The 12,892-nt window shown below is 60.4% G+C and carries 14 protein-coding genes; 5 read left to right on the forward strand and 9 right to left on the reverse strand.

The features are described from left to right. Positions 1-134 precede the first annotated feature (134 nt). On the forward strand, positions 135-1,208 hold the full coding sequence (locus PH603_RS10055) for a tyrosine-type recombinase/integrase (RefSeq protein ID WP_289502353.1): 1,074 nt from the start codon (positions 135-137) through the stop codon (positions 1,206-1,208). Here PH603_RS10055 and PH603_RS10060 read toward each other — a convergent pair. The 8 genes from PH603_RS10060 to PH603_RS10095 all read right to left on the reverse strand — a co-directional run bounded on the left by PH603_RS10060 (position 1,184) and on the right by PH603_RS10095 (position 8,974). Then, on the reverse strand, positions 1,184-2,161 hold the full coding sequence (locus PH603_RS10060) for a TniQ family protein (protein WP_289502355.1): 978 nt from the start codon (positions 2,159-2,161) through the stop codon (positions 1,184-1,186). The two genes, PH603_RS10055 and PH603_RS10060, sit on opposite strands and share 25 nt — an antisense overlap. A 1-nt stretch (position 2,162) precedes the next feature. Further along, a complete protein-coding gene (locus tag PH603_RS10065; RefSeq protein WP_289502358.1) occupies positions 2,163-3,029 on the reverse strand; it encodes a TniB family NTP-binding protein in 867 nt (288 codons plus the stop codon). Then, positions 3,019-4,656 (reverse strand): TnsB C-terminal domain-containing protein, encoded by a 1,638-nt coding sequence (locus tag PH603_RS10070; protein WP_289502359.1) that lies wholly within the window; start codon positions 4,654-4,656, stop codon positions 3,019-3,021. Before PH603_RS10070 ends, PH603_RS10065 begins: the two co-directional genes overlap by 11 nt. Before the next feature lie 286 nt (positions 4,657-4,942). Beyond that, positions 4,943-5,401, reverse strand: coding sequence for a hypothetical protein (locus PH603_RS10075; protein WP_289502361.1), 459 nt, complete (start codon positions 5,399-5,401; stop codon positions 4,943-4,945). A gap of 196 nt (positions 5,402-5,597) precedes the next feature. Next, positions 5,598-6,941, reverse strand: coding sequence for a DUF2130 domain-containing protein (locus tag PH603_RS10080; protein ID WP_353507402.1), 1,344 nt, complete (start codon positions 6,939-6,941; stop codon positions 5,598-5,600). Positions 6,942-7,150: 209 nt separating this feature from the next. Beyond that, a complete protein-coding gene (locus tag PH603_RS10085; RefSeq protein ID WP_289502365.1) occupies positions 7,151-7,540 on the reverse strand; it encodes a helix-turn-helix domain-containing protein in 390 nt (129 codons plus the stop codon). Positions 7,541-7,721: 181 nt separating this feature from the next. Then, the gene (locus PH603_RS10090) at positions 7,722-7,949 is read right to left on the reverse strand and encodes a hypothetical protein (RefSeq protein ID WP_289502367.1); all 228 of its coding nucleotides are present in this window, start codon (positions 7,947-7,949) and stop codon (positions 7,722-7,724) included. Beyond that, the gene (locus PH603_RS10095; RefSeq protein ID WP_289502369.1) at positions 7,946-8,974 is read right to left on the reverse strand and encodes a DNA-binding protein; all 1,029 of its coding nucleotides are present in this window, start codon (positions 8,972-8,974) and stop codon (positions 7,946-7,948) included. The genes PH603_RS10090 and PH603_RS10095 overlap by 4 nt, the downstream gene beginning before the upstream one ends. 196 nt (positions 8,975-9,170) lie before the next feature. Here PH603_RS10095 and PH603_RS10100 point away from each other — a divergent pair, with 196 nt between their 5' ends. Next, on the forward strand, positions 9,171-10,118 hold the full coding sequence (locus PH603_RS10100) for a site-specific integrase (RefSeq protein ID WP_289502371.1): 948 nt from the start codon (positions 9,171-9,173) through the stop codon (positions 10,116-10,118). Between the two features lie 72 nt (positions 10,119-10,190). On the opposite strand, the gene PH603_RS10105 is transcribed toward PH603_RS10100, so the two are convergent. Then, entirely contained in the window at positions 10,191-10,601 is a 411-nt protein-coding gene (locus tag PH603_RS10105; protein ID WP_289502374.1) for a MerR family transcriptional regulator, read from the reverse strand. Positions 10,602-10,706: 105 nt separating this feature from the next. Here PH603_RS10105 and PH603_RS10110 point away from each other — a divergent pair, with 105 nt between their 5' ends. Genes PH603_RS10110 through merA form a run of 3 tightly spaced genes read left to right on the forward strand, consistent with a single transcriptional unit; the run spans position 10,707 to position 12,867 of the window. Beyond that, entirely contained in the window at positions 10,707-11,078 is a 372-nt protein-coding gene (locus tag PH603_RS10110) for a mercuric transporter MerT family protein (protein ID WP_289502376.1), read from the forward strand. A gap of 15 nt (positions 11,079-11,093) precedes the next feature. Continuing rightward, positions 11,094-11,420, forward strand: coding sequence for a heavy-metal-associated domain-containing protein (locus PH603_RS10115; RefSeq protein ID WP_289502378.1), 327 nt, complete (start codon positions 11,094-11,096; stop codon positions 11,418-11,420). Between the two features lie 58 nt (positions 11,421-11,478). Then, entirely contained in the window at positions 11,479-12,867 is a 1,389-nt protein-coding gene (gene merA / locus PH603_RS10120; protein WP_289502380.1) for a mercury(II) reductase, read from the forward strand. The last annotated feature ends 25 nt before the right edge of the window (positions 12,868-12,892 follow it).

Raw genomic sequence — 12,892 nt, forward strand, 5'->3', positions numbered from 1 at the left:
CCCCGTCCCCTGAAAAAGCGCGCGCCCTGCCCGGTTTCGCCCCGCGCCCGGCCCGCCCATCCTGCCCGCTTCCCCGTGGCTTGGGGGCGCCGCCCCGCCATGCTATGCTGCAGCCCTTGGCCCTGGAGGATGCGATGCCGCTATCCCGCGTGCGCCGCGGCGCCGCCGCGACCGGTTTTGCCGCCACCGACGCCGCCGCCCAGCTGATCGGCTGGCTGCCGGTGCGCGATGCCCTCAAACGCGACCTCGAAGCGGTCTATGACCGCGCCGCGGCGCTCGCCCGCATGGCGCGCGCCGACCATACCCGCCGCGCCTACAAAACCGCCTGGGGCCAATATGAGGCCTGGTGCCACGGCGTCGGCATCGCACCGCTGGCCGGCGATCCCGGCACGGTGGCGCTCTATCTCGCCACCCTGTCCCTCAAGGCCCGCCCGGCCACCCTGCAGGCCCGCCTCGCCGCGATCAGCGTCGCCCACCGCCTCGCCGGGGTGCCGCTCGATACCCGCCATGAAGCGCTGCGGCTGGTCCTCAAGGGCGCGCGGCGCGAACGCGGCGTCGCCCCGGGGCGCCAGGCCAAAGCCTTCAGCGCCGAGGACCTGGTGATGCTCGGCCCGCTCTATGGGGACAGCCCGCGCGAGCAGCGCGACAAGGCGCTGCTGCTGGTCGGTTTTGCGGCCGCACTCCGGCGCGCCGAACTCGCCGCCCTTGCCCGCGACGATGTGGCGATCGACCACCACGGCGCCCTGCAGCTCACCGTGCGCCGCGCCAAGGGCGACCCCGAGGGCGCGGGGGTACGCCTCACCGTCAGCCCGCATCCGGTCGCTGCGGCCTGCCCGGTCGCGGCGCTTGTCGCCTGGCTCTCGGTGCGCGGCGACGCCCCGGGGCCGCTCTTCTGGCGCGCTGACCGCGGCGGCGGGGTCCGCGCCCGGGCGATCGGTGCCCAGGCGGTCAATGGCGTGGTCAAGGACGCGGCGCGCCGCCTCGGCTATGACCCGGTGCTTTATAGCGGCCACAGCCTGCGCGCCGGCCTCGCCAGCGCTGCCGCCGACGCCGGCTGCGACCTCAAGGCGATCATGACCCAGACCCGCCTGAAGAGCCCGGCCCAGGCCGCGACCTATATGCGCGGCCGCCACGCCGGGCGCCTGACCGAGACGGTCTTTGCCGCAGCGGTACAGCACCAGGATCAGGCCCCCGGCCAGCCGCAATAGGGCCAGACCATGGCACGGGCGGCGGGCCGGATCAGGCGGGCTTCGCTCTCCGGCCAGGCGCGAGCGCGGGCGACGATCCAGTCCCAGGCCTCGTCGGTGACATGCTCCCGGCTCGGGACATAACCATCCTTGAGAATCTCGCCGGCCCAGAAAAAGGCATTATAGAGGACCCAGCGCCGGTACCCGGCGGGGGACAGTCCGAAATAGTCGATGGTCTCGACCTTGGTCGTGAAACAGGAGGGACACCGTCCCGGCAAAGCCTCGAAGAGCCCCGACCAGTCGCTGCGCCAGGTGCGGACCAGCAGCGGGCGCAACATGCTGGTCGCCGCGGACAGGCGCGAGAAGGAACAGAAATTGCGGTGCAGGAGGGTGACAACGTCGCCGAGCGCGCCGCTTTCGAGCGACCGGATCGTCGCCGCGGCGGCAGGTCCCTGCCCCAGCGCCTGCAGGAACAGGAAGCGTTGCCCGAAGTCGAGGATCTCACCAAGTTCATGAGGGCGGATCGCCAGATAGTTTTTAAAGGCCGGGGGGCGCTTCGGCGGACGGGTGTGCCAGGGCTCGACGCAATCGACGAGCGGCACGAGGTGGCGGTCGCAGAGCAGCGCCAGCCCTCGATGCCAGGCACCGCGCCGCCAGGGCTCCTCACCGCGCGCCAGGTCGTCGTGCCAGCAGACGGGGCAGATCTGGCACCGGTTGCCGCGGCTCAGCAAGCGCGCCCGAGGCTCGACCATGGCCGCAAGGCGCGCCAGCGGCAGGCCAGCCAGCGCCGCGAAGGCGCCGAGCCAGGGCGGCGCCTCGCGGTCGAGATCATGGTCGCCAAGCGACGGCGTGTCGAGCAGGCCGAAGTCATAGAGGAGCCTGCCCGGCGGCTGTTCATAGCCTGCGGCGAAGCGGTCGAGCCAGCCGCCGAGCATTTCTCCCGGCTGGGGCCTGGGCACATAGCCGAACCGCATCTCAGCGCTCGTCGTCCGGATCGGCCTGCGTGCCGAGAATGGCGTCGCGGCCGAGATGTTCCGTGCGGTTGCGGATCGCCGCGGTGGCGAGGTCGCGTAGATAATCAATCACCCCGCCGGTCGAGGCCTTGCCCTGATCGAGGATCTCCTGCAGCAGCACTTTCTCGCGGGCGAGCGCCGGGTCGACGCCCTCGCGCAGCGGCAGGGTGGCCAGGATGGTAGCGACAAACTGGCGAAAGGAATCGTCCAGCTTCCATTGACGGAGCTCGAATATGTCGAAGCGATGATAGAGCTGCTCCTCGCCCTGGATCATGGGCAGCAGCGTTTTCTGGCTGCCAAAGGCGACGATCGAGGCCTGGAGGCCCTCGCTGAGCCGCTGGAGATTGCGGACGATCGTGGCAAAGTCGGCCTTAGTGGGGGTATTGATCAGGCCCTGGAACTCGTTGATCAGGATCACCTTCGCCCCCATGTTGCCGAGACGGTTCAAGCAGAAATGGAAGAGGATTTCGTCGCGCATGCCGGTATGGCCAAGGCCGGCGGCGACGAGCAGGCCGCGGAGGAATCCGTCGGCGGTCGGGGCGTTGGGCATTTCATAGACCAGCGCCGGGCGCTGGTCGTGCGGGCCGCTGATCTGTCCGACCCCCCGATTTATTTCGCGTCCGACGTGATCAAGCAGGCGCGATTTTCCCATATTGGGATCGGCGGCGACCAGGATCCAGCGGGGTCGGCTGCGGCGGGGCATCAAGGCGCAGTCGAGGATGGCCTTGCAGATCGGCATGATCATCGGCAGGTCGATCCAATGGTCGCGCCACAAGGCGTCGATCCGCACCTCGGCCGGGCGCTTCAGAAAATCGTCATCAGAGGTCATCGTCATGCCTCCAACTCAGCAGCGGCAGGGGCTGCCGGGTCAATCGGGGTGGGGTGCGCTTGGGGGCCGGTTTTGACCGGGCGATCTGTCGCTGGCGCTGCCGGGCGTTCGTTCGGACCTGGTCGTCAAGCTCATAGAGCGCCCCCGTCAGCTCCTCCTCAAGATCCTTGAGTTTCTGGTCATGATAGTGTGCTTTGGTGCGCTGCCGATCCCTTTGCGTGGCGTCAAGATGGGCAAAGGTCGGCGTTTCCCATGGCGCCAGCGGTACCTCGAAATAGGTCTGGGAAAAGTCGAGGGAAACATAGACCCGGGTCATGTCGGTACGGTTGAAGCCGGCGCGCACGCGCTGGCCAACATGGGGCGCCAGACGGGGGGACTGGTAGGTGCGGCGGTGCACCGTGATCCCCTGTCCGCGGACCAGCGGCGACTTGTGTTCGAGGAGCGCGTGGCGCACCGCATCCGGGTCGGGGCGAACCAGATGCGGGGGAATATTGGCCTCGAGCTCCTTGAATTTCTGGTAGGGGCTGCAGCCCAGGGCCCGGTGCGGTGTGACATGGTAGCGCAGGATGTTGAGCACCAGCCAAGTCTCGAACTCCTCGAATGTATAGGCCGCTTCTTTCATCGGGTCATAGCCTTTCTTGGCGACGACATTGCTGAAGCTGGTCCCCTTGATCATATGCAACTCTCCCATCATACGGCCGATCAGGCGTTCGATATGACCGCCATGATGGGGCTCGCCGACCGGCCGGTAATGGGGGTGGACCCCCAACCGCACGAGCGCTTCAGGGAGCTCGCCAAATTTGAGGTCGGTGCCATTGTCGGTCCCAAGATTCTGGATCAGGAAGGATGTCGGCCAGGGGTCATCGATGCCGCGCTCGTGGAAGGGCGCCAGAGAGATACCGGCGCGCTCGATGATCGACCGTTTGGGGCAGCAACACATGAGGATGGTGAGAACATTGGTGCGGCCGGTCGGTGGCTTGATATTGATGCCATAGCCGAGGACCATGCGGGTGGCGATATCGACGACCAGGGTCAGCCACAGGCGCAGGATACCGAGCCCGCAGCCGCGCATATCGACGAAGGCATCGGCCAATGTATGGTCCATCTGGGCATATTCCCCCGGAATGTCGGTGCACAGTTTGCCGGGGAGCCATTTGAAGGTGTGCGGATCCGCTTTGATCTTGCTGGTTTTTGCCAAGGTTTTTTTGGAGACGGCTTGGGCCCTGCGCCGGAATGTTCTCTGGTCGATGCCGCGTGTTTTCAAGCGGCGACAGAAGCGGTTGACCAGCTTGGCCATGTCGCGGATCGAACGCTCTTCCCGGAACGGCAGATAGCGCTCGTGGAGCACCCGTTGCAGGGCATATTCCGTCAGCTCCGGCAGGCGAGCGGCAGGAGCCGTTTTGGGGCGCCGGTAACGGGCCGGCAGATGGGTGGTGAGGAATGGCGCCTTGAGATGCGCCCGCACATAGCGATAGACCGTTCGCGGCCGCACCCCGAGTTGCTCGGCCGCCTGCCGGGCCTGGCGTTGGGACACCGGGCCCAGCGCGATCGCCGCAATGATCTTATGCCGCCGTTTCGCTTCCGCCAGAACCGCTGCGGGAATATTGGTTTCGTCAGGATAGGTCACCTGAAGCCTCCTCGGGTTGCGCCGATCGCACCGGCGGGCAGCGCCGCAGCCCGGGACGGACCCTTGACGGCCGTGGCAGAAAAGGAAGACGGCGCCCTGCCCCTGGTTGCGCGCTGGCGCTTGCCGCCAGGCCAAGGTCAAACGTCCTCTTGCCGCGAAAAGTGTCTTTCGCGTTGCTTTCCGCCCCGAAATGTGGAAGCTTTAGGTGTCTTATCCGGGCTTCCGTACCCGTTGCGGATCTCTGGTTTACAGCCGCCTGAACCTGCAAAGTTCAGGCGGTTCTGTATTAGGGGGTCACGCCATGCGCTGCTCCGTTGGTCGCTCGCTCGCTATACCAGCGATGCGCTGGGTGATCGATCATGCGGCAGGCCCGTCCGGCTCGCTCGAGATCGCGCAAATACAGATAGATGCGGTGGGGATTGGCCCGAATGCCGGCGACCTTCAGGCGCTCCATCAGGTCGCGCGTCGTGGCGGCCTCGCTCTTGCGACACGGCAAGAGGGCGGCAACATGATCGCGCACGCCAGATGTCGCGGCGTCGATCGCCGGACTTGCCGTCGGGGCCTGGTCAAGGTCGGCGTTCGCCAGCAGGTCCTTCAGGGCCTCGATGCCGCCGGCTTTCAGCAGGCGGTCGTGCTCACATTTCTGCAATTGCTGTTTCAGCTGCTGTTCTCTCTCGAGCAGGCTGTCATGGTCGCGGGTCAAGGCGTCGAGCATCTGCACGACCCGACCTGAGAGTTCGGCCATGTGCGTCTCCTCTCCTGTTCTGCGGAGAGCCTATTAGACGCCTTGAGAGCTCATCGATCAACAGAAAAGTGAGGCCGCTGACGGTGATAGCTTTTTTAAAACAAAGACTTGCGATACGGTAGTGCGTATCGCGAAATTTGGGAAAAAAACGGCCGTGCTGCGGACGTCATTATCTCTTCGGGACTGTTCTTCGTGATCACTCGCCCGATGGGTTGCCCTTCTTTTTTAGCTCCGCGAACTTGCCCGCCATGGTCGGGTTGCCTTTGGTCAGCTTTTTGATTGTCACATCCTGTGCTTTGTCGTTGGCGAGGCGCAGGTTGCGGTCGGTACCAAGCAGGGCTTCCTTGGTTTTCTGAAGATGGTCGATGGACTTGTCGATTTCGGCAATCGCCGTCTGAAAACGTCGCGACGCGAGGTCAAAGTTCTTGCCGAAGGCTGTTTTGAAAGCCTCCAGTTCGGCTTCAAAATTGGCGACATCGATATTCTGCGCTTTCACCAATGCAAGCTCGGATTTGTATTTGAGCGAATTCATGGCAGCGTTGCGCAGCAGCGTGATGATCGGGATGAAGAACTGCGGGCGCACCACATACATTTTCGGATAGCGGTGGAACATATCGACGATCCCGGTGTTGTAAAGTTCGCTCTCGGGCTCGAGCAACGAGACCAGGACCGCATATTCGCAGCCTTTTTCGGTACGGTCCTTGTCGAGTTCCTTCAGGAAATCCTCGTTCCTGCTTTTTGTGGCAGTGCGATCACTCTCATTCTTCATCTCGAACATGATCGAGACGATTTCGGTGCCGGCGTCATCCAAGTCCCGGAAAATATAGTCGCCCTTGCTGCCGCTCCGGGCGTCATTATCCTTCTCAAAATAGGCCTTCGGGAAAGCCGTCGCCCGGATGCGATTGAACTCGGTCTCACAATGCTGCTCGAGGGTTTCGCCCACCATCTTGGTTGAAAGGCGTGCCTTCATGTCCTTCAGGCGCTCGATCGCATCGTCGCGGTCCTTGATCTGGGTCTCATACCGTTCTTTGAGGGCCTTTTCGGAGAGTTGTTTCTCGAGCTCTGCCTGCTTGAGTCCGTTCTGCAGGTCGTCGCGCTCTCTCTCGATCGCGCTGATCGCCTTGGTCACCGCGAGTTCCTGCGCAACATTGAAAGCGTCCAGCCTGGCCTGCAGGTCCTGGATGGCGGCGTCCTTGGTGTTGACCACCTTCTGCAGCTCGCTTACCAGCGTCTCGCGCTCCTTGTCGGCGGATCCCAAAGCCTCAGTGACGGCGAGTTGACGGGCAATCTCCCCGGCTTCCAGTTTGGCCTTCAGGGCTTGAATTTCAGCGTCTTTGGAGGACGAAGACTGTTGGTATTCCTTCTCTGCTTTGGCCGTCGCGAGTTCAACGGCGGTCCGCTTGTCGCGCTCTGCGAGATCGAGGCGCTCGTGCAGCTGCTTTTCGAATTCGTGGTCACGGACTTGCTTCAGAATCTCTGCATACCCGGCGCCATCGATTTTGAAAGCCTTGCCACAGTGGGGACACACAATTTCCTGCATAGCCATGCGCCTTTCTTGAGTATTCAGTTCAACGAGGATTTCTGAATGTGTCGAGCTTTACGTTAGGTTGTATGGAACCACTCGGCAACTGCCTGTTCGCTGAATGGATTCAGCCGCGCTGGCAGTCGAGGCAAGATCGACTTCACGGCATCCGACTGTCAAAACCTGAAAGGTCACTAACATCTGGCTGCACACTAACATTGATGGTGTTAGTGTGCGGGGTCTGTGCTAGTGACGTGAAATGATTGGGGAAAGCGATTTCGATTTCCCTCTTCTGGCGGATCTTCGGTGTCGCCCAATCCGCCAAGCGAGACCGGTACATGGCCCGGGAATTCGGCAACGAGACTCAACCGCCCGCCCATTGCCTCCACATAGCTGCGCAGTGTCGAAAGCATCAGGTCGCTGCGCTTCTCCATCTTGGCGATGCTTGCCTGGCGAATCCCCAGCGTCTTGGCCAACTGAACCTGAGTTAATTGCTTGGCTTTGCGGAGTTCTTGAAGCGTCAGATATTCTGCATGTAACAGGTCAGCGGCTGCGTCGATGCGTTGGCGCCGCGCGGTCGGTAATTTCTCGAGCTTTTCTGTCAGGGATTTGCTCATTTTCTGTCCTCCTGGCATGCGGGACTTGGATCTGGCACTCCCTACATCTCATACGCCATAATATAGCCCAAAGGCTATAGTTTCGCCAGTGTAGGCCTAGTGACCGGGTAGCTGCGAAAAACGACATCTGAGAGAACAAATATAGAACACTTCTGAATTCCCCTTCTAACGACGATGACGTTCACAGCAATTTCCTCTTTTTAATCCAGGCAAGAGCTATTTCATCCATGGCCGTGGCGGGAATAGCCACCGTTACATTGGCATCATAGCCTGGAATCCCTTTTTCCACAGCAAACATGCTGGCGTGCTCCACCAGGAGATGCACATGCGTCATCGGCTCATCGCGCAATGTGACTGCCTCGAACAAATGAAAGTTGGCACCGGAACAGATCGTCGATTTCGTGCTCATTTCACTTGCTTCTCCCCTTGAGTTTTAGCGGTTGTGCCGTGATGAGTTCCCGCCTTTTCAAACACGGCAAGAATCTTGGCCGTAGTCGCCACTTCAGCCTTGAGGCTTGCAAGCTCAACTTCCTGGGACCGGGTATGTGCTTGAACAGCTTCGTATTTGTTTTCGAGTTGATCATACCGACGCTTGAGAGAATCATATTTCTTCTCTGTGTCGGTAAGTTTTTGCAGCTCGTCGGCCTGGCTCGCCAAAGTCGCGGTCTGGGTCTGGTTTTCCACCTTGAACTGCTCCACGGCAGCGTGAGCATCGGCCAGCCTGGTCGCGAGTGCGCTATTTTCCTTAACCATGATGGACAGTTCTTCCTGTTTTCCCGCAAGTTTCTGCGACAGGTCACGCTTTTCCACAAGCAACTGCTGCATCTGATGTTCGAACCGGCGGTTCTCCGCGTCCCTCTGCTCTTTGACGGATTGTCGATAATGCTCCAGGCTGTCGCGGGCATGCTGGTGTTTCTCCTCCAGCGAGGCTATTTGCGATGCCTTTTCGGACAGCCGCGCGTCCAGGTCTTTATTACTGAGTTCCAGCTTCCTTTTGTCTTGAGCGGCTTCATCTAATGCCCTCTTGCTGCCGGCATGCCGTTCCTGTTCCTCCTGAAGGTGGTTTGAAAGCCCACTGATCTCCCTATTTCGTTCCGCTAGTTGCGTTTCGCGCTCGGCAATTTCCCGAAACAGCGCAGCTACCTGTTCGCCATGATCCGTTCTGGCCTTGTCGACCACGGCCTGCGCCTCCTTTTGCAGTTGGTCTGCAAGGTTGGCCACCATGGTGCGCAATGTATCACTCAGAAAGGCATCGGCATCGATCTTGGTACCCGCTTCGGCTTCCAACTCCCGTAAATAACGGTGAATAGTGGTTTTGGAGCCAGTATTGCCGAGTTCGGCACGGACGGCGTCGATGGATGGATTTTCGCCGCGAGCCAGCAATGCCTGCCGTGCCTGCTTGACTTTTTGCTTGTCGATTCCTGTGCGTGCCACGCCATTTTCCTTTTTCGTAACATAATACGTAATACGTATATACATACTATAATGGCACTTAAAATTGGAAATAAAATTACAATTTTAACCATTGATAATGGAAGATTATCACATGTTATAGGCCAATATGCTGAAAACTAGGGAAAATCTGGTATGATACCTCAGCCACAGGCAGAATGGATAAAGTGAGACCTTCATGAGCCGTATCGAAGAGTATGTAAGGGCAGCCACCCGGGACAGCACACGCCGGAGCTATGCGTCGGCGATTGAACATTTTGAGGTCAACTGGGGTGGCATGCTGCCCGCGACAGCCGACAGGATCGCCCATTATTTGGCGGACCATGCCGGCAGCCTTACTCTCAATACTCTCAGGCAACGCCTTGCTGCTATCGGTCGGTGGCACGTAGAACATGGATTTGTCGATCCAACAAAGTCGACTCTGGTCAAACGTATCCTGAAGGGCATCGCTGAGTTGCACCCGTATCGGGAGAAGCAGGCGGCGCCGTTGCAACTGGTGCAGCTTGAAGCACTCGACAACTATTGGCATGACGGGCTGCAAGCGTGCGCTTCCCTTCCTGGTGAAACACTCAGGCTGCTGCGCAACCGGGCCCTGATGCTGCTCGGTTTCTGGCGCGCCTTTCGTAGCGACGAATTGTGCCGGATTGAGGTTCAGCATATTGAGTTTGATGCCGATGCGGGGATGACGCTCCATTTATGGCGCTCCAAGAGCGATCACAGCCATAGTGGAACGACCTATCGGTGCCCGGCCCTCACCCGACTATGCCCGGTGGCGGCATGCCGGGCTTGGCTCGAAGCCTCTGGTATCAAGACTGGACCCTTGTTCCGAGGTGTCGATCGGTGGGGTCACCTGCGAAATACTGCACTGCACCCCAATAGTATCGTACCGCTTTTACGAAACGAACTGGCTGCCGCGGACATAGAGGGCGGTCTATATAGCAGCCACTCACTCCGGCGCGGTTTTGCCTCCTGGGCCAACTCAAACGATTGGGATGTCAAGTCGCTGATGGAATATGTCGGCTGGAAGGATGTCAAGTCGGCATTACGCTATGTGGACACTTCAGACCCCTACAAAAAACGCCAGATAGAAGCCGGCCTCCAGAAGCATGCGGCGAAAGATGCCTGACAATGGGGACGACATTCTCCCCACAGAGGCCGGTCCCTGCCCAATTGGTCTAAGGGCGCATAGTACGCGCCGCTAGTCTTCCAGAAGCTGATCGATGATGGCGCAATCCGGAGTGTCACCGCCGCTGCATTCCGTCGCCATGCCTTCAAGCGCTGCCTGAAGCTTGAGAAGGTCCACCACCTTGCTTTTGATCAGTGCCACGTTCGCAAGCGCCATGTCTTTCACATCGTCACAGGCAAAGGTGCCGTCCACCATCTCCAACAGCCCGGCCACTTCCTGATTTGTGAAACCCAAGGCGCGCGACCGGCGGATGAACTTCAGCCGTTTCAAATGATCCGTGGAATAACACCGATAACCAGAACCCGTGCGCGGCGGGTCGGGCATCAGGCCGATCTTCTCATAAAACCGGATGGTCTCCAGATTGACCCCGCTCTCTTTCGCGAGCGTTCCTCTCGTGAATTCACGTTTTTGCGATACGGCCATTTTCCTGTTGATCCTGTATTTACTACAGGGTGTAGCCTACAGGACATGAGACCATCGGTGCAAGCCGGGGCGATGAAATCAACGAAACTGTGATGAAGAATATTTATGAGCGACATGGAACAAACAGATGGAACGAAAAACTGGGCCGCGAGCTTTGGCGTGATCGGTGCCATTCTGGCGTCTTCCTGCTGCATCCTGCCCTTTGTCTTCCTGATGCTGGGCGTCAGCGGCGCCTGGATCGGCAACCTGACGGTACTGGAACCCTACAAAGACTATTTTGCGGCGGTGACGCTGGTCTTCCTCGGGGTCGGCTTCTGGCAGGTCTATATCAAACCCAAAAGGCAGTGCGCCGAGGGTTACTGCGCAACCCCCAGGTCGGACCGGATCATCAAAATCATTCTGTGGGTGTCGGCGGTGCTGGTTCTGCTGGCGCTGACAGTCGACATCTGGGCACCCATCCTTGGCAACTATATTTGATACGGAGTAAGCAACATGAAACATCTTTTGAAAGCAACACTGGTCGGCATCGCCGTCGGTCTGGCAATCCCGGCAGGGGCGAATGCTTCTGACACACAGGTGGTCGCGGAACAGGCCGCGCAGAAGACCGTTACATTCTCCATTGAGAAAATGACCTGTGCCATGTGCCCGATCACGGTCCGCAAGGCCATGGAAAAGGTAGACGGTGTGCTGTCGGTCGAAACCGACTATGAAAGCAAAACCGCGACCGTGGTCTTTGACCCGTCAAAAGCGGACACCGACGCCATTGCCGCCGCCTCCACAAATGCCGGCTATCCTGCAACTGTGGCCCAAGGGTCCTGAGATGGCGTTCGACATGCCTGAGAGCAGTTGTTGCAGCGCCAAAGGACCTGGGCAGCAGATGAGCCTGATGGTCATTGGTGCCGGTTCAGCCGGGTTCTCGGCTGCGATCACGGCTGCGGAGGCTGGAGCGGCGGTAACACTGGTGGGTGCGGGCACCATCGGCGGCACCTGCGTTAACGTGGGCTGTGTGCCGTCAAAGACTATGATCCGGGCGGTTGAGCCCCTATATCAGGCCCGGCACGCCAGCCGGTTCGATGGCATTTCATCCGCTGCGATGGTGTTGAACTGGCAAGCCACGGTTACGCAGAAGCAACAGCTGGTGGATGAGTTGAGGCAAGCCAAATATACCGACGTTCTGCCGTCCCACCCCGGCGTGACCTATCTCGAAGGCAGCGCCCGGCTGACGGCGGACGGCGTGCTGGTGGACGGCACGCTCTACAGGCCGGACAGGATCATCATCGCGACCGGCTCGTCGAATGCGGTGCCGCCCATTCCCGGCATCGACAGCGTGCCCTATCTGGACAGCACCTCGGCCCTCGCCCTTACGACACTGCCCGCATCCATGATCGTGATCGGCGGCGGCGTGATTGGCTGCGAACTGGGCCAGATGTTCGCCCGCGCCGGTGTCAAGGTGACCATCTGTTGCCGAAGCCGCCTGGTGCCCGGCATGGAAACCGACATCAGCGAGCATCTGGCCCGGTATCTGGAAGACGAGGGTATTCGTGTTCTCACAGGGCTCGATTATCGCTCGGTCTCCCAAGAGGGCGGTATGGTCACTCTCACCTATCAGCAGGATGGCGACAGGCAAACGGTGGCGGCGGAAACGCTCCTGCTCGCCGCAGGTCGCCGCCCCAACACGGAAGGGCTGGGGCTTGAAGAAGCCGGGGTCGCCCTGAGCGCAAGAGGCGGGATTGAGGTTGACATCACCATGCGCTCCAGCAACCCCATGGTCTATGCTGCCGGTGACGTGACCGGCAGGGACATGTTTGTCTATATGGCGGCATATGGTGCCAAACTGGCGGCGCTCAATGCTGTCGGCGGCGAGGAACGCCCCTATGATAATGCTGCCATGCCCGAGGTAGTTTTCACCGATCCGCAAGTCGCCTCCGTGGGGCTGACGGCAGCACAGGCAAGGGGGCAAGGCATCGATGTGAAGACCAGCCTGATCACCCTGGATCATGTACCGCGTTATCTGGCGGCCCGCGACACACGCGGGCTGATCAAGCTGGTGGCCGACAAGGCGACCGACCGGCTCCTGGGTGCGCATATATTGGCACCCGAGGGTGGGGAACTCATCCAAACCGCGGTGATGGCGATCAAGGCAGGCATGACGACGAAAGAGCTGGGGCAGACCATATTCCCCTATCTGACAGGGGTGGAAGGCTTGAAGCTTGCCGCACAAACCTTCGACAAGGATGTCAGCACCCTGTCGTGCTGCGCGGGATAGAGCGGGAGAGGGTATAAAGAGCAGC

This window comes from Gimibacter soli, from assembly GCF_028463845.1.
Lineage (GTDB): Bacteria > Pseudomonadota > Alphaproteobacteria > Sphingomonadales > Kordiimonadaceae > Gimibacter > Gimibacter soli.

What these genes read in the sequence shown, in the direction of transcription:
- PH603_RS10065 (WP_289502358.1), bottom strand. Translation starts at nt 3,029, where the DNA reads ATGACCTCTGATGACGATTTTCTGAAGCGCCCGGCCGAGGTGCGGATC.
- PH603_RS10100 (WP_289502371.1), top strand. Translation starts at nt 9,171, where the DNA reads ATGAGCCGTATCGAAGAGTATGTAAGGGCAGCCACCCGGGACAGCACA.
- PH603_RS10115 (WP_289502378.1), top strand. Translation starts at nt 11,094, where the DNA reads ATGAAACATCTTTTGAAAGCAACACTGGTCGGCATCGCCGTCGGTCTG.
- PH603_RS10085 (WP_289502365.1), bottom strand. Translation starts at nt 7,540, where the DNA reads ATGAGCAAATCCCTGACAGAAAAGCTCGAGAAATTACCGACCGCGCGG.
- PH603_RS10080 (WP_353507402.1), bottom strand. Translation starts at nt 6,941, where the DNA reads ATGCAGGAAATTGTGTGTCCCCACTGTGGCAAGGCTTTCAAAATCGAT.
- merA (WP_289502380.1), top strand. Translation starts at nt 11,479, where the DNA reads ATGAGCCTGATGGTCATTGGTGCCGGTTCAGCCGGGTTCTCGGCTGCG.
- PH603_RS10105 (WP_289502374.1), bottom strand. Translation starts at nt 10,601, where the DNA reads ATGGCCGTATCGCAAAAACGTGAATTCACGAGAGGAACGCTCGCGAAA.
- PH603_RS10090 (WP_289502367.1), bottom strand. Translation starts at nt 7,949, where the DNA reads ATGAGCACGAAATCGACGATCTGTTCCGGTGCCAACTTTCATTTGTTC.
- PH603_RS10110 (WP_289502376.1), top strand. Translation starts at nt 10,707, where the DNA reads ATGAGCGACATGGAACAAACAGATGGAACGAAAAACTGGGCCGCGAGC.
- PH603_RS10060 (WP_289502355.1), bottom strand. Translation starts at nt 2,161, where the DNA reads ATGCGGTTCGGCTATGTGCCCAGGCCCCAGCCGGGAGAAATGCTCGGC.
- PH603_RS10055 (WP_289502353.1), top strand. Translation starts at nt 135, where the DNA reads ATGCCGCTATCCCGCGTGCGCCGCGGCGCCGCCGCGACCGGTTTTGCC.
- PH603_RS10075 (WP_289502361.1), bottom strand. Translation starts at nt 5,401, where the DNA reads ATGGCCGAACTCTCAGGTCGGGTCGTGCAGATGCTCGACGCCTTGACC.